Here is a 20,706-nt window from a genome sequence, read left to right on the forward strand (position 1 = left end):
TAGGGGGAATAGAAGAGGCTATAAGGGTAGGTCTTACTCCTGTAAAGATAAATGCAGTTCTAGTAGGTGGCTTTAATGATGATGAGATAAAAGAACTTGTAGACCTAACCTATAAGGGGATAGATGTAAGATTTATTGAGCTTATGCCTATAGGAGAGGGTGTAAACTTTGCCCGTGAAAACTTTATTTCAAATGATGAAGTTTTAAAAAGGGTAGGAGATTTAACCCCTATAGAAAGAGAGGACAAGTCCTCTCCAGCTAAATATTATAAGCTTCCTGGGGTTAAAGGGAAAGTGGGTCTTATAAACCCTATAAGCTGTAAGTTTTGTGATGATTGTAATAGAGTTAGAATTACATCTACTGGAAGACTTAAGTCCTGTCTCCATTCAAACAATGAAATAGATTTGATTACTCCACTTAGGAACGGTTTAGATATGGAGAAGATTATAAGAAAAAGTATATTTGAAAAAGAAGAAGGTCATGAACTGGAAAATGATATGTATATAGATAGGAACATGAATCAGATAGGGGGCTAATATATGGAATTTACTCATTTTAACGAAAAAGGCAGGGCGCATATGGTAGAGGTTGGAGAAAAGGATGTAACGAAGAGGATGGCAAGGGCTGAAGGTAAAATCTTAATGTCAGAAAAGACTCTTTCTATGGTAAAAGAAGGTTCTATGAAAAAGGGAGATGTACTTTCTGTAGCTCAAGTTGCAGGAATTATGGCTGCTAAGAAAACAAGTAATCTTATACCCCTGTGCCACAACACCATTCCTAGTGGCCTAGATGTCGATTTCGAGTTTTTAAATAATGGAATAAAAATAATAGTAGATGTAAAAACAGATGGTAAGACAGGTGTTGAAATGGAAGCTTTAACTGCTGTTTCTACAGGTCTTCTTACTATATATGATATGTGTAAGGCTGTGGAAAAAAATATGGAAATAACGGATATAAGACTTTTAGAGAAAAAAGGCGGAAAGTCAGGACAATACCTAAGAAAACCAGTGGGAAAGGTTGTATCAGTAAATACTTCTGAAACAAAAGGCGTGATAAAAAACCCTATAGAAGAAGGTAGTTTTCTTGAAGATATGGGTCTTGAGGGAGACGCACATGCTGGTAATTGGCATAGACAAGTAAGTCTACTTGCTATGGAAAGCTTTGATAAGATGGCAAATAAGGGTGTAGATTTGACACCTGGAATATTTGCAGAAAACCTAACTACAGAAGGTCTAGAACTTTTTTCCTTGCCAGTAGGAACTAGACTTAAAATAGGTGAGACTATCCAAGAGGTAACTCAAATTGGTAAGAAGTGTCATACTGGTTGTGAAATATCTAGAATAGTTGGGGAATGTGTTATGCCAAAAGAAGGTATATTTACCAAGATAATAAAGCCAGGAAAAATAAGAGGTGGGGACTCTATAGAGGTGATCTAGCTGAAGGTAGTAGAACTTAAGATAAAAGATGAAGATGGTCATATAAATTATTTAAGACAAACCATTATAGATAGTAAACTAGGAGTAATCGGAGAATTTCCTAAAAGAGATCAAAGAAAACAAGTGTCAATACTTAGTAGAAGGGTAAGAAGTTTAATAGATGAAGAAGAAATAGAAGGTTTGTGTTTGTTTAGGTTTTATGAAAACATCACTATTGAAGGTTTAGATGCAAAGAATTTAACAATAGGAGATAGACTCCAAGTAGGTGAAGTAACTTTAGAAGTTACTTCCATTGGAAAAAGATGTTTTGAAGAATGTAAATTAATACAGTCCGGTGAAGTATGTGAGCTCTTTATGAATGTTGTTTTTACAAAATCAATAAAGGGCGGTTTTGTAAGAATAGAAGACAAGGTAAGCTCCCTAGATAAATAGGGAGCTTATATTTAGTATAATATAATGATTTTGGGAGAAAAATATAATAATAAGTAGAAAATACCTTGTAAAGAGAGATACTTTAGTATATAATCTATAAGTTATGTATAATAATGAGGTTAGAAACAGTACTGAAAAATAATATTAAATAGTGTTAAAGTAATATAAGTTTTTCAACGATGAGTGTTAAAACGTATGTTTCAATGGGTATAATTAACTCAAGAAGATAAAGCTAATATTAATTATATCTATGAAAGGTGAAAGATATGAAAATAACAGTTAGGGGACTACTTATTAATATACCAAAGGGTCATGAGTTTGAAATTAATAGACTAATGACAGTATTTTCATCAGCAAAAAGATATGGGTTTAAAAGACTTTTAGAGGGTAAGTTTAAAAAAGGACAAATAGAAAAAGATATCTCTAGAAAATATGGATTAAATATAAGGCAAAGTAAAGATGCCCTTGAATCAGCAAGGCAAACTATAGAATCACAAAAGAAGTTAACGAAAAAAAACTATAATAACTATTCAAATAAGATAAGACAAGTAGAGAAACAACTAGAAAAGGCTGAATCAGGAAGAAAAATAAATGCGTTAGAAAGTAAATTAGAAAAAAGAAAAGAAAAACAAGATTATTATAAAAACCATATAGATAATAATACAATTCCCAAAGTAATCTTCGGTGGAAGAAAAAGCTTTATAAAACGATGCAAAAATCAAATTACCAAGGAAGAATGGAAAGAATTAAGAGATAACAACTATTATTCTAGAGGAGATAAAACTAAAAAAGGTAATCCTAATTTAAGAATAATAAGAAAAAACCATATGACTTTTTTAGAAATATCAAGCCTAGATAGACAAAACAATAATAGAGCAGTAAAGATACATCTACCCTTGTATCTTCCACAAAAGCTGTCTAAGAAAACTGGAAAGATAAACGGCAACAACTATAGGCAAAGGGTACTAGAATATTTAGAAACAGGTGAAGCTTATCAAGTTGAATTAATTAAAAAACAAGGGAAAATCCATGTTCATATAACTATAGATGAATCTAAAACAAAAGTATATAAAGAAATCCATACAATAGAAAATGGAGTAATAGGAATAGATACAAATCCAGATGGATTTGCCTTAACAAGGCTAGATAAAGATCTAAACTATAAAGACAGTCAATATTTAAAACAGCATGAACTCCTATATGCAAGATCCAATAGGCGAGATAATCTATGTGGGGAACTAGTAAAAAGAGTAATAGATGTGGCTAAGGAAGAAAACTGTGCCATAGTTATAGAAGATTTAAAATTTAAAAATGATATAGATGTAAAAAGTAAGTTTGCTAGAATTAAAAACCAATTTGTATATAGAAAATTACTAGAAAATCTACAAACTAAAGCTAAAAAAGAAGTAGTCCAAGTAATAAAAGTAAAACCACAATATACAAGTAAAATAGGCCTCTATAAATATTCTCATCAGTATGGCTTAAATGTCCATGAATCAGCAGCTTTAGTAATAGGAAGAAGGGTGTTTAAACAAAATGAAAAAGTGCCAAAGTTATTAAAAGATAAATTATTAACAGAAGAAGAAAAGCTTAAGTTAGATAAAGCAAATAACTGGAAACAATGGAGTATAATAAGTAAAAAAATAAAAAAAAGGTGGTGAAATTCCTGGTTTGTGGCAAAAGCATAGGAAAGTTATACTAAGTATGGCTTAAAGGCGACATATCTTTTACTAAAGGACACCTAGAAGGAAAAGCCTTTAGTAGGTTAAGATATAAATTTAGGGAAAGGTAACACCTTTAATCTTGTAGTACTTATTTACTAAAGGTAAGTAAGGCGATGTGAGATTTATAGTCAAGGGACTATACCCTAGTAGCTGAATCCTGTGATGCTACCACTTAATAATAAATATTAAGTGAAAAATCATATTAATACGATTTAATATGATTTTAGAAACCAGGAACGGAATGAGTAAATTAAAATTTAACGAAATAGACCTAACCCAAGAAATGCAAAGAGGTATTTCTGAAATGGGATTTGAGGAAATGTCTCCAATCCAAGAAAAGGCTATTCCTGTCGTATTAAGTGGTAAGGATATTATAGGGCAAGCACAAACAGGTACAGGTAAAACTGCAGCATTTGGTATACCAATACTTGAAATGGTAGATAGTAAAGATAAATCTGTACAATCGCTTATACTTTGTCCTACAAGAGAACTTTGTATTCAAGTTGCAGAAGAGATAAAAAAGCTTGGTAAATTTAAAAAAGGAATAGGAGTACTACCAGTATATGGCGGTCAACCAATAGATAGACAAATTAGAGCACTTAAAAAGGGCGTTCAGATAATAGTTGGAACTCCAGGAAGACTTATAGATCATATAAGAAGAAAAACTATAAGGGTTGATAATGTAAAGTTTATGATACTAGATGAAGCCGATGAAATGTTTGACATGGGTTTTAGAGATGATATAGCCCTTGTTATGGATAGACTTCATGAAGATAGACAAACTATATTTTTCTCAGCTACTATGCCAAAAGAAATAATAAACTTTGCATCTAAATATCAAAAAAATCCAGATATTATAAGAGTTGCTCATAAACAGCTTATAATACCTAAAATAGAGCAGTTTTATTATGAAGTAAAAGAACATATGAAAACTGAAATATTAAGTAGAGTTATAGATATATATAATCCTAAACTTACTATAGTGTTTTGTAATACTAAAAGAAAAGTAGATGCATTAAATGAAGAGCTTTCAGGAAGAGGATATCTTGTAGATGGACTTCATGGAGATTTGAAACAAAATCAAAGGGACACTGTAATGAATAAATTTAGAAGAGGATCTATTGATATACTTGTAGCTACAGACGTTGCAGCTAGAGGGCTTGATGTTGATGAGGTTGACCTTGTTGTAAACTACGATATACCTCAAGATGAAGAATACTATGTTCATAGAATAGGTAGAACAGCAAGAGCTGGTAGAGAAGGATTAGCAATAAGTTTTGTAACAAGAAGAGATAATAATAAACTTAGAAATATACAAAAATATGCAAATATAAAGTTAAAAAGAAAAGATCTACCTACATTAAAGGATATGGAAGAAACTTATGCAACTACAATGCTTGATAAAATTAAAGAAGGCATAGAAAGTGAAGATTTAAATCAATATAAAAAGACAGTAGATGGACTTATAGAAGAAGGGTTTACATCCATAGATATAGCATCTATACTGTTGAAATTTTATATGGATACTGCTAAATCAAATAAGCATGAAAAATTAGATATGGTAGACTATGGAGGTAAACCTCAAGCATTTAGTAAATCTAAATCTAGATCAAATAGAAAATCAGGTAATGTGGAAAGACTGCACATAAATATTGGAAATAGAAAAGGTGTAAGAGCCAGACATATACTAGCTGCACTTACTCAAGATGGTGGAGTAAATAAAGGCAGTGTGGGAAAAATAGATATATATGATAAATTTTCATTTGTTGAAGTAGATAAATCTGAAGCTAGAAAAGTATTAGATAAATTAAATAATGAAGAGATTAAAGGTTCTAGAGTTAGAGTGGAGATAGCTAAACCTAGAAAAAGATAGATATTGAAAACTTACAATTTGAAAATTGTAAGTTTTTTGTTTTTTTGTAGATAAAGTAGGTGGGGATAAATTATAAAAACGATCGTAAGACTTAAAATTAAAGAAGTATAGTCACACGCAGACAAAACAGCTCCTGAACTCGCTACGTTCCCTTACAGGACTAGACATATGGCAGTCGTCGCATACAGCAGGAAGCTAAACATTTTATCTGCTTAGTGAATACTTCTAGAAATTTTGCGTAATTTACGAGTCTTATTTTATAATTTATTCTCTTTTGCTTTTAAAAGATTTTATTATTTTAGATTTGTGTCAGATAAGGAGTAAGTTTTTATCATTATGGGGTATATAGTATATATGTGTAGCAAAAAATAATGAGAGGTGATTGTTTTGGGTAAGGAAAATTTAAGTCCACTTAAGGCAGCTCAAGTTCAAATAAAGAGTGCTTGTGAGGCTTTAGATTTAGAGGAAAGTGTTTATGAATTACTTAAAGAGCCACAAAGAGTTATAGAAATTTCAATTCCAGTGAAGATGGATGATGGATCGGTAAAGACCTTTAAAGGTTATAGATCTCTTCATAACAATGCAGTAGGACCTGGTAAGGGAGGTATTAGATTTCATCCTGCAGTTAACTTAGAAGAAGTTAAGGCGCTTTCAATTTGGATGACTTTCAAATGTGGTATAACGGGTATTCCTTATGGAGGTGCTAAAGGCGGAATTACTGTAGATCCAAAAGTCTTATCCCAAGGTGAACTGGAAAGACTTGCAAGGGGATATGTTATAGGACTTTATAAATATTTAGGTGAGAAGATAGATATACCAGCTCCAGATGTAGGTACTAACGGACAAGTAATGGCTTGGATGGTAGATGAATATATAAAACTTACAGGAAAACATGATCTAGGAGTTATAACAGGAAAACCAGTAGAATTTGGTGGCTCTAAAGGAAGAAATGAAGCTACAGGTTTTGGAGTAGCCTTAACTGTAAGGGAAGTTGCTAAGAAATTAGAAATGAATATGAAAGACTTAAATATAGCAGTACAAGGTTTTGGAAATGTAGGAGGCTTTACTGTAAAACATATAGAAAATTTAGGTGCTAAGGTAGTTTCTATAGGTCTTAGAGAAAATGCAATTTACAATGAAAAAGGTTTTAAATATGAAGAATTAAAAGCTCATCTAGAAGAAAATAAGGACTTAACAAACTTTAAAGATGCTAAATTAATAAGCTTAGAAGAGTTTTGGAGTTTAGGTGTAGATGTTCTCATACCAGCTGCTATAGAAAATGCAATAAGAGAAGATAATGCTAGTCTAATAAATGCTAAAGTAGTTGCAGAAGCAGCAAATGGTCCTACAACTACGGGAGCAGATAAGATATTAGAAGAAAAAGATATACTAGTTACTCCAGATATACTTACAAACTTTGGTGGAGTTACAGTTTCATACTTTGAATGGGTACAAAACCTATACGGATACTCTTGGGAAGAAGAGGAAGTAATAGAAAGACAAGAAAAAGCTATGATAAAAGCATTTGAAAATGTATGGAAGATAAAAGAAGAGTACGGAGTTCCTTTAAGAAAAGCAGCCTATATGAATAGTGTTAAAGTAGTAGCAGATACTATGAAGTTAAGAGGTTGGTATTAAAAAACAAAAAATATTTATAAATTTAATTATGATAGATAGATACAAAAAACCAGCGATTAAAATAATCGCTGGTTTTTTAATATTTATAAATTTCACATCGTTTTGTAGAAACTCTAGATAGGGACATCACTTTTATTAAAAAAATAATTATGGTATGATATAATTAATATGGAAACAAAAAAATAATAGAGGTGAAAAGGATGAAAATGTTTAAATCAGATAATGTATCAGGAGTGCATCCTAAAATAATGGACGCAGTGGTAGCGGCAAATGTAGGACACGAAAACCCTTATGGAAATGATACTTATAGTAAAAAAGCTACAGAAAGTATAAGAGGGCTATTTGGAAAAGATGTAGATGTATATTTTGCACTGCTTGGGACTGCAACAAATGTAATAGGCTTAGGTGGATTGTTAAGAACATTTGAAGCTGTAATATGTACTGAAACAGCTCATATAAATACAGATGAGTGCGGAAGTTTTGAAAAGCTTACAGGTTCAAAAATACTTACTACTCCAGAACATAATGGGAAGATAAAAATTGATGATATTAAAAAGTATTTAGTAAATGTGGACAATGAACATTTAGTTCAACCTAGAGTAATTTCTATATCTCAAACTACAGAAACAGGAACCTTATATACTGTTGAAGAAATAAAAGAATTGGCAGACTTTGCTCATAAAAATGATATGTATTTACATCTAGATGGTGCTAGACTTGCAAATGCTGTTATTGCCTTAAATTCTACATTCAAAGAAATGGTTACAGATACAGGCGTAGATCTTTTATCACTTGGTGGAACTAAAAATGGTATGATGTCAGGTGAAGCTATAGTTTCTTTTGATAAAGAATTAAGTAAAAACTTTAAATATAATAGAAAACAAGGTATGCAACTTCTATCTAAAATGAGATTTGCATCTTGTCAATTTATTCCATATATAGAAGATGAGATATGGAAGGAATGTGCAAGCAATGCAAATGGAATGGGCGATTACTTAAAGAAAAGACTAGGTGAATGTAAAGAAGTAAATGTAAAAGAAGGATTCCAAACTAATATGATATTTGCAAATATGAGCCAAAAGATAATGGACAATTTGCAAGAAAAATATGGTTTTAATACTATAGATGAGGAGACTCGTTTAGTTAGGCTTGTAACTTCATTTGATACTGTAAAAGAAGATATTGATGAGTTTATAGAAGATATAAAGGGTTTGGAATAGAAAATAAATGTGCATATTTATGGTGGAATAAGAAATAATATTATAGAAAAATATGAATAAAATTTTCTAGTTAAACCAAGTTTAAAAATAAAGAAATCTGTTTTATTATCTTTAGTTAAGGATAATAGGATGGATTTTTTTTATTTCTTAAATTTTTTAAAATTTTGACCTAGGTCAAGGAATGATAAAAATATATATCATATAATATATTTAGAAAGGCGAGATAATAAAAATCCTTACAAAGGAGTATAAAAGTGAATGCTACAAACTCACTTATTTAAAATGCTTATAGATAAACTATCTGTTATACTATTATTAAATGCTATAAAAGATTTAGGATATGGTAATAAAGAATAGAGGGGGATTTTTATGACTTGTACTTGTAATGAAGAAAGACCTTGTATAGAAAGAGTACCTATATTTAACAACTTAGATGAAAAAGAAATGAAAGAAGTTATTTCTTTAATAAATCATAAACAATTTATGAAAAATGAACTTATTTATATGGCAGGGCAAAAAGGTGGAAGTCTTTATGTTATAAACAGTGGGAAGGTAAAGATTACTAGAATAGCTAGTTCAGGAAAAGAACAAGTTATTAGAATATTAGAAGCTGGTGAATTTATGGGAGAATTATCAATATTTAGATCATCTCCTTTAGCTGATAATGCAGAAGCTTTAGAAGATACAAATATGTGTATAATAGATGAGGGAGATTTAAAAGAATTATTAAAAAAGTACCCTCTTATATCTTTTAAGATAATGGAAGAGTTAAGCGAAAGGCTTGAAAGAGCAGAATCTTTAATTGAAAATATAAATCTTAGTTCAGTAGAAAAAAGACTTGCAGATATACTCTTGGAATTGAGTGATGGTAATAAAGAAATTGTTTTAAACTTAAGTAAAAAAGATTTAGCATCTCAAATAGGTATGAGTAGTGAAACTTTAAGTAGAAAACTTTCGGCATTTCAGGAACTTGGAGTTATAAAACTTATAGGACAAAGAAAAATAAATATATTAAATAGAGGGGCACTAGAAGAAATATAGGAGGAATACTTATGAAATCTATTGAAATAATGGTAAATGAACATGAAAATATAAGAAGAATGTTAAAGGTAGTTAGAGGATTATCTTACCAAGTAATGACGCTTGGAGAGTTTCATATAGAAGATGTAGATAAGATAATTGACTTTATAAGAACTTATGCAGATAGGCATCATCATGGAAAAGAAGAAGATATTCTTTTTAAGACTATGAATGAAAAGATTGACAGATTGAGAAAAGCAGGTTCTATAACTGGTATGTATATTGAACATGATTTAGGTAGACTATATATGACTGATTTAGAAGCAGCTGTAAAAGATTACAATGAAGGAAGTGACGAGGCTAGACTCGACATAATAGCAAATGCAATAGGATATGCCAATCTTTTGGAGAGACATATTGAAAAAGAAAATATGGCTATGTATAGATTTGCAGAAACTATGTTAGAAGATGAGGATAAAAAATATATTGAAAAAGAAGCTGAAAAAATAGAAATAGAAGCTAAAGAAAAAGGGCTTCAAGAAAAATATATAAAGTTATTAGAAAGATTAGAAGAAAAATATCTAAAATAGATATTTTTCATATAAAAAGGGTATAAATGAATTAGATGTGGATATTTGTAAAAAAATAAGGAGGAATATATTATGGGTTTTAAAATGACTGATAAAGTAACTTGGGTAGGAAAGATTGACTGGGAACTTAGAAGCTTCCATGGTGAAGAATATTCAACACATAGAGGTTCTTCATATAATTCATATTTAGTTAGAGATGAGAAAAATGTACTTATTGATACAGCTTGGGCACCTTTTGCTGATGAGTATCTAGCACGATTGAAAGAAGAAATAGACTTAAATGATATAGATTATATAATAGCTCAACATAATGAAATAGATCACAGTGGTGCTCTACCGCTTATAATAAAAGAAATTCCTAATGTACCAATATATTGTACAGAAAATGGAGCTAAGATCATAAAGGCGCATTTTCATGAAGCGGACGACTGGAACTTTAAAACTGTAAAAACAGGAGACACATTAGATATAGGGGAATCTACTCTTACCTTTGTAGAAGCTAGAATGCTTCATTGGCCAGATAGTATGATGACTTATATGGATGGAGATAATATATTATTTAGTAATGATGCATTTGGACAGCATTATGCTTCAGATCTTATGTATAACGATACAGTAGATCAATGTGAGTTATTTGAAGAGGCTATAAAATATTATGCAAATATACTTACACCTTTTAGTCCATTAGTTACAATGAAGATAAAGGAAATACTATCATTTGAACTTCCATTAAATATGATAGCTCCAAGTCACGGAGTTATTTGGAGAGATAATCCAGCTCAAATAGTTGAAAAGTATTTAGAATGGGCAGATGGATACAAGGAAGATCAAATAGTTTTAATATATGACTCCATGTGGGGTGCAACTAGAAGAATGGCTGAAGCTATAGCTGAAGGAATAAAAGAAGTTGATGAAAAAGCAACTGTTAAATTATTTAATGCAGCTAAAACAGATAAAAATGAGGTCATAACAGAGATGTTTAAATCTAAAGCCTTTATGTTTGGTTCTTCAACAGTAAACAAAGGTATAATGCATGCTACAGGTGGTCTTTTAGAGATGATAAGAGGTATAGGATTTAAAGATAAAACTACTGCAGGATTTGGATCATATGGTTGGTCTGGCGAATCAGTTAAACTGATAGATGAGAAATTAAAGGCTACAAAACTTAAAGTAGTTGAAGGTGGACCAAAAGAACTTTGGAACCCTGATGAAGATGCAATAAACAATTGTATAGAGTTTGGAAAAGAGTTTGCAAAAGAAATATAAACTTATATAAATAAAGTTTAAAGAGTATAGATAAATTTATCTATGCTCTTTATTTTTTTATAATATTCATATAACTATATAATAAGCTAATATTCGTTTGTTATAGAGACTGGAGAAGTATATAATAGATATAAAAGAGTAATTAAAAGATGAGGGATATAATGGACGAACTAAAATTTTGTGAAAAAATAAGTAATATAGCTATAAAATCTATTCTATACGAAGTTTCTGCTACACCAAAACCAGGACTTGTTGATAGAAAAAATGATGGGGCACACAAGGATATGAACTTTTTTACATTTTTGAGTAGCGCCTCTGTCCTTAGTTCTTACTTTTATAATTGCACCTATAGTGGAATCATTTTTAAAGGTGAAGACTATAGGCAATTACTTAAAGAAATAAGACCTATAGGTAGAAGAGCTGAAAAAGATATGTTCCATTCGACTGGAGGAGTTAATACACATAAAGGAATAATATTTTCAGGTGGAATAATAGCAGCTGCTTCAGGAAGCATATATAAAGAAAATAAGGAGCTTAATTTAAAAGAGCTTATAAAACGTGTAAAAGATATTTCTCAGGGAATAGCACGTGAATTAGAAGGTGTAGAGGGTAGGGAAAGCTTAACATATGGTGAGAAACTTTTTATAAAACATGGTAGTAAGGGTATAAGAGGAGAAGTAGAAGGTGGTTTTGAGACCATAATAAATTATTCTTATCCAATATTTCAAAAATTGATAGAAAAAAATAGTTATAATATAAATGATATATTAATTCAAACACTACTAAATTTGATGGTTTATACAGAAGATAGCAATATATTGGGAAGACATAGCATAGAAGATTTAGATTTTGCTAAAAAAGGTGCAAGACAGGCCTTAAAACTTGGAGGTATATTTACAAAGGAAGGAAAAGAGTATGTAGAAAGCCTAGATAAAATATTTATAGAAAAAAATATAAGCCCAGGTGGTTCAGCAGACCTGCTTGCTATAACATTTATGTTTTATATGATAGAAAATGGTGATATAATATGGTAGATGAGAAAATATTAATGGATATATTGGATTCAAAAGAAAGAAGAGCAGAGAAACAATCACTATTGATAGATAAATATAATAAGACTTTAATATCTTTTACACTTAATATACCAGGAAGGGAAAAATATAATAAAATCTATAGGGATATACATATAGAAGGAATAAATATAATAAAGAAGCGTTTAAATACAGAAAATATAGATGTTTTATATATAGAAGAAAAAGAATACCCTACTGGGAGAGAAGGATATATAGTTGTAGATGACAAAGCTGATAAATTAAAAAAAATATCAATAGATATAGAAGAGGGACATCCTCTTGGAAGAATATTTGATATAGATATATTTAGTCGCAAAAATGAACAAATAAGTAGAAGTGATTTGGGCACTAGAGCTAGAAGATGTTTACTATGTGATAATGATGCTAGAATTTGTATGAGAGAAAAAAACCATACTTATAAGGAACTAATAGAAAACATTAATAAGATATGGTTGGAATATATAGATAAAAAATAAGGCTTGAAAGGGTGGTATTGTGGCTGATAATAGGAAAATAGGTATAATTGATTCAGGGGTTGGTGGACTTACAACAGCTAAAGAATTTAGAGTATTATTATCTAATGAAAGTATTATATATCTGGGAGATAATGCAAACGTTCCCTATGGAAATAGAAGCAAAGAAGAGATATATAGACTTACTAAAAAGCTTGTAGATTTTTTAATAAGAAAAGATGTAAAGCTCATAGCAGTAGCATGTAATACCATTTCATCTATACTGGATGAATATTTTTTAGATTTGAAAATTCCCATAGTTAGTATAATAAAACCAGTAATCGAACATGTTGATAAGATAGGACTTAAAAAGATAGGAGTAATAGCAACTGAATTTACAATTAACTCAGGCATTTATGAAAAATATCTATTAAAGATAGATAAAGATATGTCTATAGCAACAGAAGGCTGTCCTTCATTAGCAGAGAAAATAGATGGAGCTAATTATACTGATGAAGAAATATTAAAAGAAGTTAGTATACATATGGATAGTATACTTAAAAAAGGAAATGTAAAAGATATAATCCTAGGATGTACACATTATCCAATAGTATTAGATAAATTTAAAGAAGTGGCACCTCATATAAACTTTATAAATCCTGCATATGAACAAACTATCTTTATAAAAAATCTTATGAAAAAGCAGTTAACTAACTCAAATACGACTCATTCTACATTTGAATTATTTACCACAGGCAAAAAAGAAACTCACCTTAAAATCTTAGATAATTTATCAATGGAAAAACCTGATGAGATCTCTGAAGTAGAAAAGTTTTAACTAGAATAAAGATATGTTTTTAAAATATTTATCGCTAAAAGGAACTCTTAGTCATCTTTTGCATAATATATAATGCAATGAATAAAGAAGGAAAGGTGATAAATATGAGAGAATATTATGGTAGGAATGGAGAACATATCAATGTAAGATGTCCAATGGGGAGTTTTCCATATGTTATTAAATCTGGAGATACATTATATAATTTAGCTAGAACTTACAATACGACAGTAGATGCTATTTTAAAAGTAAATCCGGGGATAAATCCTAATAATCTACAAATAGGTCAGGTAATTTGTATACCAGATGAAAGCCCGAGTAAATGTCCAATGGGAACTTTTAAGTATACAATAAAAAGTGGGGATACAATCTACAAATTAGCAAGGGAATATAATACAACAGTAAAGGAAATTTTAAAGGTAAATCCGGGAATAAATCCTGATAACCTTCAAATAGGTCAGGTAATTTGTATACCAGATGAAGAGCCGAGTAAATGTCCAATGGGAACTTTTAAGTATACAATAAAAAGAGGAGACACAATATACAAACTAGCAAGAGAATATGATACAACAGTAGATGCTATTTTAAAGGTAAATCCAGGAATAAATCCTGATAATCTACGAATAGGTCAAGTGATTTGCATACCAAACGAAGAACCAGAACCTAGTTGTGATGGAATATATTATGTAGTAAGGCCTGGAGATACATTGTATTCAATAGCTCATAGATATGGAATAAGCCTTGCAAAGCTTATGGCAGCAAACCCAGGAGTAGATCCTAATAATCTTATGGTAGGTCAGCTTATCTGTATACCAGATAAAGATGAACCAGTTATCTGCCCAGGTGGAACTGTTCATACAGTGAGACAAAGAGATACACTAGCTACTATACTTTTAAGATATAATATTTCCTTAATGGATTTAATGGCAGGAAACGAAGGAATAGATGTATACAATTTAAAGCCGGGTCAAAAGATATGTATACTTCCTCACGAAGAAAGAGGCTGTCCTTGTCCCATGGGAACAGAAAGTTATACAATAGGTGTAGAAGATATTAAAGGGGATAAACCAGTAGTTATGGTTTTAGCAGAAAAATTTGATACTAATGTAACAACTATAATGATGATAAATTCAAATCTTTCACCAGGAGACTTTATATTAGGTAAACATATTTGTGTGCCTAATATGAATTAAATAAATCCCATATACATTAATAAATCCTCTCATATATATATGAGAGGATTTATTAATGTATATTTACATATTTTCTGGTAATGTTATAATGGTATAAGCAATATATGTATATATTTAGTAATTAAAGGAGGACGATTTTTTTGTCAAGATTTCATATTGGTTTAGATGTAGGTTCAACTACTGTAAAACTTGTTGTATTGAATAGTTCTTTTGACGTCATACATGGAAGTTATAAAAGACATTTTTCTGATATAAGAAAGACTATAAAAGAAGTACTTATGGAAGGATATAAAAGATTTAAAAATGATAGAGTAACCATAATGGTAACAGGTTCAGGCGGTCTTTCTGTAAAAGATTGGCTCGACATATCATTTATTCAAGAAGTTATAGCATCTACAAAGAGTATACAAGCCTTGATACCAGAGACTGAAGTTGCTATAGAACTTGGAGGTGAAGATGCAAAAATCACATATTTATCTGGTGCTATAGAACAGAGGATGAACAGTATATGTGCAGGTGGTACTGGTGCTTTTATAGATCAAATGGCATCGCTTCTTGAAACTGATGCGGAGGGATTAAATAAATTGGCGGCATCTCACAAAACAGTTTATTCAATTGCATCCAGATGTGGAGTATTTGCTAAAACAGATATACAAGCTCTTATAAATCAAGGTGCCTTAAGAGAAGATATAGCAGTAAGTGTTCTTCAATCGGTTGTAAATCAAACAATATCAAATCTAGCATGTGGAAGGCCTATAAGAGGAAAAGTAGCATTTTTGGGTGGACCCCTTCATTTTTCTTCAGAACTAAGAAAAAGATTTATTAAAACTTTAAATTTAGGAAAAGACGATATAATTTATCCGCAAGATCCGCAGCTTTATGTAGCTATAGGCGCAGCTATTGGATCGGTTGAGGAAAAATCTATAAGGTTTGAAGAGTTAAAATCAAAATTAGAAGAAAAAGAAGAAAGAAAAACTCAAACAATAAAAAAGATAAAACCATTATTCGCAGACAAAAAAGAGTATGAAAGCTTTAAAGAACGTCACAGTAAGTATAATATAAAAGAATTAGATCCTGGAGAATATAGAGGTAATGTATATTTAGGAATTGATGCGGGATCAACTACTACAAAAGCAGTATTGATATCTGAAGATAATAAGGTGTTGTATTCATATTATGGAAATAATAAAGGAAAGCCATTAGATCAATCTATTGAGATACTACAAGAAATATATAGGGAAATGCCCCATCTTCCTATTACGTATTCATCGGTTACTGGATATGGAGAAGATTTTATAAAGGCAGCTCTCAGTATAGATGAAGGTGAAGTTGAAACACTGGCTCATTATAAAGGAGCAAAACTTTTTCAGAATGATGTAGATTTTATACTAGATATCGGTGGTCAAGATATGAAGTCTATGCGAATAGATGATGGCGTAATAGATGACATACTTCTAAATGAGGCGTGTTCTTCAGGATGTGGTTCTTTTATTGAAACATTTGCTAAAAATGTAAACATGGGTGTAGGTGAATTTTTAGAAACCGCCCTATTTGCTGAGAATCCAGTAGATCTAGGTTCTAGATGTACTGTCTTTATGAACTCAATGGTAAAACAGGCTCAAAAAGAGGGGGCAACTATAGGAGATATAGCTGCAGGACTTTCTTATTCTGTTATAAAAAATGCCCTACAAAAGGTAATAAAAATAAGAGATCCTAAAGAACTTGGAGAAAGAATTGTAGTTCAGGGTGGAACATTTTATGGAGATGCTATACTTAGATGTTTTGAACTTATCTCTGGAAGGGAAGCTATAAGACCAAATTTAACTGGACTTATGGGTGCACTAGGTGCGGCTATAATAGCAAAAGAAAGATATTATGGTGAGAAATCAGCTATTTTACAATCTGATGAATTAAATAATTTAACTTATCACTCAGTTGAAGGTAAATGTGGAAGATGTACAAACAATTGTCAGCTTACTATAAACAAGTTTTCTGACGGCAGCAAATTTATAACTGGCAATAGATGTGAAAAAGCTGTAGGAGTACAGACAAATATTGAAAAGCTTCCAAACTTATATGAATATAGATATAATAGGGTATTTGACTATAAGCCTCTACCTATAGAAGATGCCCCTAGAGGTAGGGTTGGCATTCCTAGAGTTTTAAATATATTTGAAAACTATCCATTTTGGAGTGAATTCTTTAAGAGTTTAGGTTTTAGGGTAGAACTTTCTTGTGAGTCAACTAGGAAGGTATATGAAAAGGGACTAGCTTCTATTCCTAGTGAAACAGCTTGCTATCCTGCTAAAATCGCCCATGGACATATGATGGACTTAATAGAAAGAGATATGGATTTTATATTTTATCCTTCAGTATTTTATGAAAAGAAGGAAGATAAAGATTCAGATGATCACTTAAACTGTCCAGTAGTATCAGGTTATCCTGAACTTATAAAGACAAATATTGTAGAATTAAAAGAAAAAAATATAAAGTTTTTAAATCCATTTATAACCTTTGACCATAGGAAAAGTTTAGAAAAAGAACTATACAATAGCTTAGAAGAGTTTGATATATCTAAAAAAGAAATAAGAGAAGCTGTAGAAAAAGGCATTGTAGAAATGGAAAACTTTAAAAAGGATATAGAGAAAGAATCATTAAAAGCACTAGAATATATAAAAGAGAAAGGAATAAAAGGTGTTGTTCTAGGAGGTAGACCTTACCATGTAGATAAAGGCTTAAACCATGGTATTCCAGAACTTATAACATCTCTTGGTATGGCGGTTTTAACTGAAGGAAGTGTCGAACATCTAGCTAAGATAGATGAAGACCTTAGAGTTTTAGATCAATGGACTTATCACTCTAGACTATATAGAGCAGCTCAATATGTGAGTGAAGACAAAAATCTAGAACTTATACAGTTAAATTCATTTGGCTGTGGTCTTGATTCTGTAAGTATAGATCAAGTTGAAGAAATACTAAGTTCTACTGGTAAAATTATGACATCACTTAGAATAGACGAGGTAAGTAACTTAGGAGCTGCAAAGATAAGAATAAGATCTTTAAAAACAGCTTTAGAGGAAAAAAAGGACAGTGATATAGAAAGAAAATCCTTTGAATATGATATAGTTCCCTTTACTAAAGAAGATAAGAAAAATCATACTATACTGATACCTCAAATGGCGCCAATTCATTTTAGACTTATAGAAAAATCTTTAAGACTTTCTGGATATAATGCAGTTTTACTGGAAGATTTTGAAGGGGCAGTAGACGAAGGGCTAAAATATGTTCACAATGATGCCTGCTATCCTTCAATAGCTGTAATAGGACAGTTTATAGCAGCTTTAAAGTCAGGCAAATATGATTTGGAAAATACTTCACTTATAATTTCTCAAACAGGTGGAGTATGTAGGGCTTCTAATTATGTAGGTTTTTTAAGAAAAGCTTTAAAAGAAGCTGGTTTTAAGAACATACCAGTTATAGGCATAAGTACCCAAGGTATAGAAAAAAATCCAGGTTTTAAATTTACACCTACTATGGCCAAGAAATGTATTATATCCATACTCTTAGGAGATCTTATATCAAGGGTATCTTTAAGAATTAGACCATATGAAAAGATTAAAAACTCCACTAATATACTGGTAGAAAAATGGATGAATAAAATAGAATCTAGCTTAAAAGATATAAATAAAAACAGTTTAACCCTTATGGTAAAAGAGATAATAAGATCTTTTGAAAAAATTGAGATCTCTGATACTAGAAAACCTCGAGTTGCTATCGATGGAGAAATCCTTGTAAAGTATCACCCTGATGCAAATAATAATCTTGTAAAAACATTGGAAGAAGAAGGGGCAGAAGCATTAGTTGGAGATATGGCAGACTTTTTACTATACTGTCTTTACAATGCTGATTTCAAAAATAAAAAGCTTGGCAAAAGTTATAAGTCTAAAGTTTTTTCTGATATGGCTATAAAATATATAGAATATTACAGAGATCCTATTAGAAAGGCCTTAGATGAAAGTGAAAGATTTACTCCGCCTTCAAGGATAGAAGAAATAGGAAAAAGTGCAGAGAAGTTAATATCACTTGGGAACCAATCTGGTGAAGGTTGGCTTCTTACTGGAGAGATGATAAAACTTGTATCTGAAGGGGTAGAAAACATTATATGTGTTCAACCATTTGGTTGTCTTCCAAATCATATAGTTGGAAAGGGAATGATCAAAGGGATAAGAGATATGTATCCTAATGCAAATATAGTCCCTATAGACTATGATCCAGGTGCAAGTGTTGTAAATCAAGTGAATAGAATAAAACTTATGCTTTCAAGAGCAAAAGAAAGTATAGAAAAAGATGAAAAGAAAAAAAAGTTGGCTAAATAAGTTTTAAACTTATTGACATCTATATTTGCTTATGATAATTTTATATAGATAACCTTTAACCTAAACCGAGAGTTTAGAAAGGAATGCGCAACTTACAGCATATCTATGCCTTCCTTTAGGGAAGGCATTTTTTATGTAATGATTTTTAAAAAAGAAAGAAATATATTATTTTAAGAAAAGTTAGATATTTATCCTTTAAGTTAAAGAAAAGAACAAAAATGAGGAGGAAAAGCATGAAACATTTAATAGATTCTATGGATTTATCCTTAGAAGAACTAGAATCGTTATTTGAACTTGCAAGAGATATTATAAAAGATGAATCAAAGTATAATGAAGTTTGTAAAAATAAAATTATGGGTGCTTTATTTTATGAGCCAAGTACTAGAACAAGACTTAGTTTTGAAGCTGCAATGTTAAGACTTGGAGGCCAAGTGATTGGTTTTTCAGAGGCAAGTTCAAGTTCAGTTTCAAAAGGTGAAAGCATACCTGATACAATACGTACAGTTGGATCCTATGCAGATTTAATTGTAGTAAGACATCCAAAAGAAGGTGCTCCAAGATATGCATCTTTTAAATCACCAGTTCCCGTCATAAACGCAGGAGATGGAGGCCATCAACATCCTACTCAAACACTTACAGATCTCTTAACTATTCGTCAAACAAAGGGTCAACTAGGAAATCAAACTATAGGAATATGTGGAGATCTAAAGTTTGGCCGTACAGTTCATTCTCTTATAAAATCCATATCAAGATATGAAGGAATAAAATTTGTCCTTATCTCACCACCAGAACTAAAGGTACCAGAATATATAAAAAAGGAAATACTTATTAAAAAGAATATACCATTTATAGAGATAGAAACCTTAGAAGAAGCTATGTCAGAGATGGATGTACTTTATATGACTAGGGTACAAAAAGAAAGATTCTTTAACGAGGCTGACTATGTTAGACTTAAAGACACATACATCCTTGATAAAGAAAAGCTAGAATATGCAAAAAAAGACCTAGCAATTCTTCATCCACTTCCAAGAGTAAATGAAATAAGTGAAGAAGTAGACGATGATCCAAGAGCTTGTTACTTTAGACAAGTTAAATATGGAATGTATGTAAGAATGGCACTTATAGCTAATATGTTGGAGGTGGTATAATGCTTTATATAGACAGTATTTCAAAAGGTATAGTAATAGACCATATAAGTCCGGGACGTGGATTTAGAATATTTCAATACCTAGAGCTAGATAAGTCTGATTTCACAGTAGCCTTAATTATGAATGCACCAAGCAAAAAGCAAGGCAGAAAAGATGTAATAAAGATTGAAAACAATATAGACTTAGATTTAAGGGTACTTGGAATTATAGATCCTACAGTTACAGTAAATATTATAAGAAATGAAAAGATTGTAGAAAAAATAAAGTTATCTCCTCCAGAAAAGGTTGAAGGAGTAATAAAGTGTAAGAATCCTAGATGTGTTACTTCTACAGAAAAAAATGTTACCCAGTCATTTAGCCTTTTAGATAAGGAAGAACTTTCTTATAAATGCGATTATTGTGACCATATATTTAATTGGGAGGTATAAAG

At 30.9% G+C, this 20,706-nt stretch carries 16 protein-coding genes and 1 pseudogene; all 17 read left to right on the forward strand.

The window, feature by feature from the left end; translation table 11 throughout:
• Positions 1 to 536, forward strand: a pseudogene (locus tag ACTHW2_RS00180) (GTP 3',8-cyclase MoaA); the annotation flags it as partial.
• 3 nt (positions 537 to 539) lie between these two features.
• The gene (gene moaC / locus ACTHW2_RS00185; protein WP_442261690.1) at positions 540 to 1,436 is read left to right on the forward strand and encodes a cyclic pyranopterin monophosphate synthase MoaC; all 897 of its coding nucleotides are present in this window, start codon (positions 540 to 542) and stop codon (positions 1,434 to 1,436) included.
• Between the two features lie 123 nt (positions 1,437 to 1,559).
• Positions 1,560 to 1,868, forward strand: a complete 309-nt coding sequence (locus tag ACTHW2_RS00190) for an MOSC domain-containing protein (RefSeq protein WP_442261691.1) — start codon at positions 1,560 to 1,562, stop codon at positions 1,866 to 1,868.
• Between the two features lie 266 nt (positions 1,869 to 2,134).
• Complete coding sequence (locus tag ACTHW2_RS00195) at positions 2,135 to 3,529, forward strand: IS200/IS605 family accessory protein TnpB-related protein (protein WP_442261692.1); 1,395 nt, start codon at positions 2,135 to 2,137, stop codon at positions 3,527 to 3,529.
• 304 nt (positions 3,530 to 3,833) lie between these two features.
• On the forward strand, positions 3,834 to 5,465 hold the full coding sequence (locus tag ACTHW2_RS00200; RefSeq protein WP_442261693.1) for a DEAD/DEAH box helicase: 1,632 nt from the start codon (positions 3,834 to 3,836) through the stop codon (positions 5,463 to 5,465).
• 387 nt (positions 5,466 to 5,852) lie between these two features.
• On the forward strand, positions 5,853 to 7,103 hold the full coding sequence (locus tag ACTHW2_RS00205; RefSeq protein WP_442261694.1) for a Glu/Leu/Phe/Val family dehydrogenase: 1,251 nt from the start codon (positions 5,853 to 5,855) through the stop codon (positions 7,101 to 7,103).
• Positions 7,104 to 7,303: 200 nt separating this feature from the next.
• Positions 7,304 to 8,323: a threonine aldolase family protein gene (locus ACTHW2_RS00210; protein ID WP_442261695.1), complete on the forward strand. Its 1,020-nt coding sequence runs from the start codon at positions 7,304 to 7,306 to the stop codon at positions 8,321 to 8,323.
• 369 nt (positions 8,324 to 8,692) lie between these two features.
• A complete protein-coding gene (locus ACTHW2_RS00215) occupies positions 8,693 to 9,364 on the forward strand; it encodes a Crp/Fnr family transcriptional regulator (RefSeq protein WP_442261696.1) in 672 nt (223 codons plus the stop codon).
• 11 nt (positions 9,365 to 9,375) lie between these two features.
• A complete protein-coding gene (locus ACTHW2_RS00220; RefSeq protein ID WP_442261697.1) occupies positions 9,376 to 9,933 on the forward strand; it encodes a hemerythrin domain-containing protein in 558 nt (185 codons plus the stop codon).
• A gap of 72 nt (positions 9,934 to 10,005) precedes the next feature.
• Entirely contained in the window at positions 10,006 to 11,199 is a 1,194-nt protein-coding gene (locus ACTHW2_RS00225; RefSeq protein ID WP_442261698.1) for an anaerobic nitric oxide reductase flavorubredoxin, read from the forward strand.
• Between the two features lie 161 nt (positions 11,200 to 11,360).
• A complete protein-coding gene (gene citG, locus ACTHW2_RS00230) occupies positions 11,361 to 12,233 on the forward strand; it encodes a triphosphoribosyl-dephospho-CoA synthase CitG (protein WP_442261699.1) in 873 nt (290 codons plus the stop codon).
• The gene (gene citX, locus ACTHW2_RS00235) at positions 12,227 to 12,748 is read left to right on the forward strand and encodes a citrate lyase holo-[acyl-carrier protein] synthase (RefSeq protein ID WP_442261700.1); all 522 of its coding nucleotides are present in this window, start codon (positions 12,227 to 12,229) and stop codon (positions 12,746 to 12,748) included. Before citG ends, citX begins: the two co-directional genes overlap by 7 nt.
• 19 nt (positions 12,749 to 12,767) lie before the next feature.
• Complete coding sequence (gene murI / locus ACTHW2_RS00240; protein WP_442261701.1) at positions 12,768 to 13,562, forward strand: glutamate racemase; 795 nt, start codon at positions 12,768 to 12,770, stop codon at positions 13,560 to 13,562.
• Between the two features lie 104 nt (positions 13,563 to 13,666).
• The gene (locus ACTHW2_RS00245) at positions 13,667 to 14,752 is read left to right on the forward strand and encodes a LysM peptidoglycan-binding domain-containing protein (protein ID WP_442261702.1); all 1,086 of its coding nucleotides are present in this window, start codon (positions 13,667 to 13,669) and stop codon (positions 14,750 to 14,752) included.
• A 140-nt stretch (positions 14,753 to 14,892) separates the two neighbouring features.
• Positions 14,893 to 19,128, forward strand: coding sequence for an acyl-CoA dehydratase activase-related protein (locus tag ACTHW2_RS00250; protein WP_442261703.1), 4,236 nt, complete (start codon positions 14,893 to 14,895; stop codon positions 19,126 to 19,128).
• A gap of 233 nt (positions 19,129 to 19,361) precedes the next feature.
• Positions 19,362 to 20,276: an aspartate carbamoyltransferase gene (gene pyrB / locus ACTHW2_RS00255; protein WP_442261704.1), complete on the forward strand. Its 915-nt coding sequence runs from the start codon at positions 19,362 to 19,364 to the stop codon at positions 20,274 to 20,276.
• Positions 20,276 to 20,704, forward strand: a complete 429-nt coding sequence (locus ACTHW2_RS00260) for an aspartate carbamoyltransferase regulatory subunit (RefSeq protein WP_442261705.1) — start codon at positions 20,276 to 20,278, stop codon at positions 20,702 to 20,704. Before pyrB ends, ACTHW2_RS00260 begins: the two co-directional genes overlap by 1 nt.
• Positions 20,705 to 20,706: the final 2 nt, after the last annotated feature.

This window comes from Tissierella sp., assembly GCF_052089545.1.
Taxonomy (GTDB): domain Bacteria; phylum Bacillota; class Clostridia; order Tissierellales; family Tissierellaceae; genus Tissierella_A.

Coding starts and splice junctions, on each gene's coding strand:
- ACTHW2_RS00245 (WP_442261702.1), top strand. CDS start 13,667: ATGAGAGAATATTATGGTAGGAATGGAGAACATATCAATGTAAGATGT.
- ACTHW2_RS00200 (WP_442261693.1), top strand. CDS start 3,834: ATGAGTAAATTAAAATTTAACGAAATAGACCTAACCCAAGAAATGCAA.
- moaC (WP_442261690.1), top strand. CDS start 540: ATGGAATTTACTCATTTTAACGAAAAAGGCAGGGCGCATATGGTAGAG.
- pyrB (WP_442261704.1), top strand. CDS start 19,362: ATGAAACATTTAATAGATTCTATGGATTTATCCTTAGAAGAACTAGAA.
- ACTHW2_RS00260 (WP_442261705.1), top strand. CDS start 20,276: ATGCTTTATATAGACAGTATTTCAAAAGGTATAGTAATAGACCATATA.
- citG (WP_442261699.1), top strand. CDS start 11,361: ATGGACGAACTAAAATTTTGTGAAAAAATAAGTAATATAGCTATAAAA.
- ACTHW2_RS00220 (WP_442261697.1), top strand. CDS start 9,376: ATGAAATCTATTGAAATAATGGTAAATGAACATGAAAATATAAGAAGA.
- ACTHW2_RS00195 (WP_442261692.1), top strand. CDS start 2,135: ATGAAAATAACAGTTAGGGGACTACTTATTAATATACCAAAGGGTCAT.
- ACTHW2_RS00210 (WP_442261695.1), top strand. CDS start 7,304: ATGAAAATGTTTAAATCAGATAATGTATCAGGAGTGCATCCTAAAATA.
- citX (WP_442261700.1), top strand. CDS start 12,227: ATGGTAGATGAGAAAATATTAATGGATATATTGGATTCAAAAGAAAGA.
- ACTHW2_RS00215 (WP_442261696.1), top strand. CDS start 8,693: ATGACTTGTACTTGTAATGAAGAAAGACCTTGTATAGAAAGAGTACCT.
- ACTHW2_RS00225 (WP_442261698.1), top strand. CDS start 10,006: ATGGGTTTTAAAATGACTGATAAAGTAACTTGGGTAGGAAAGATTGAC.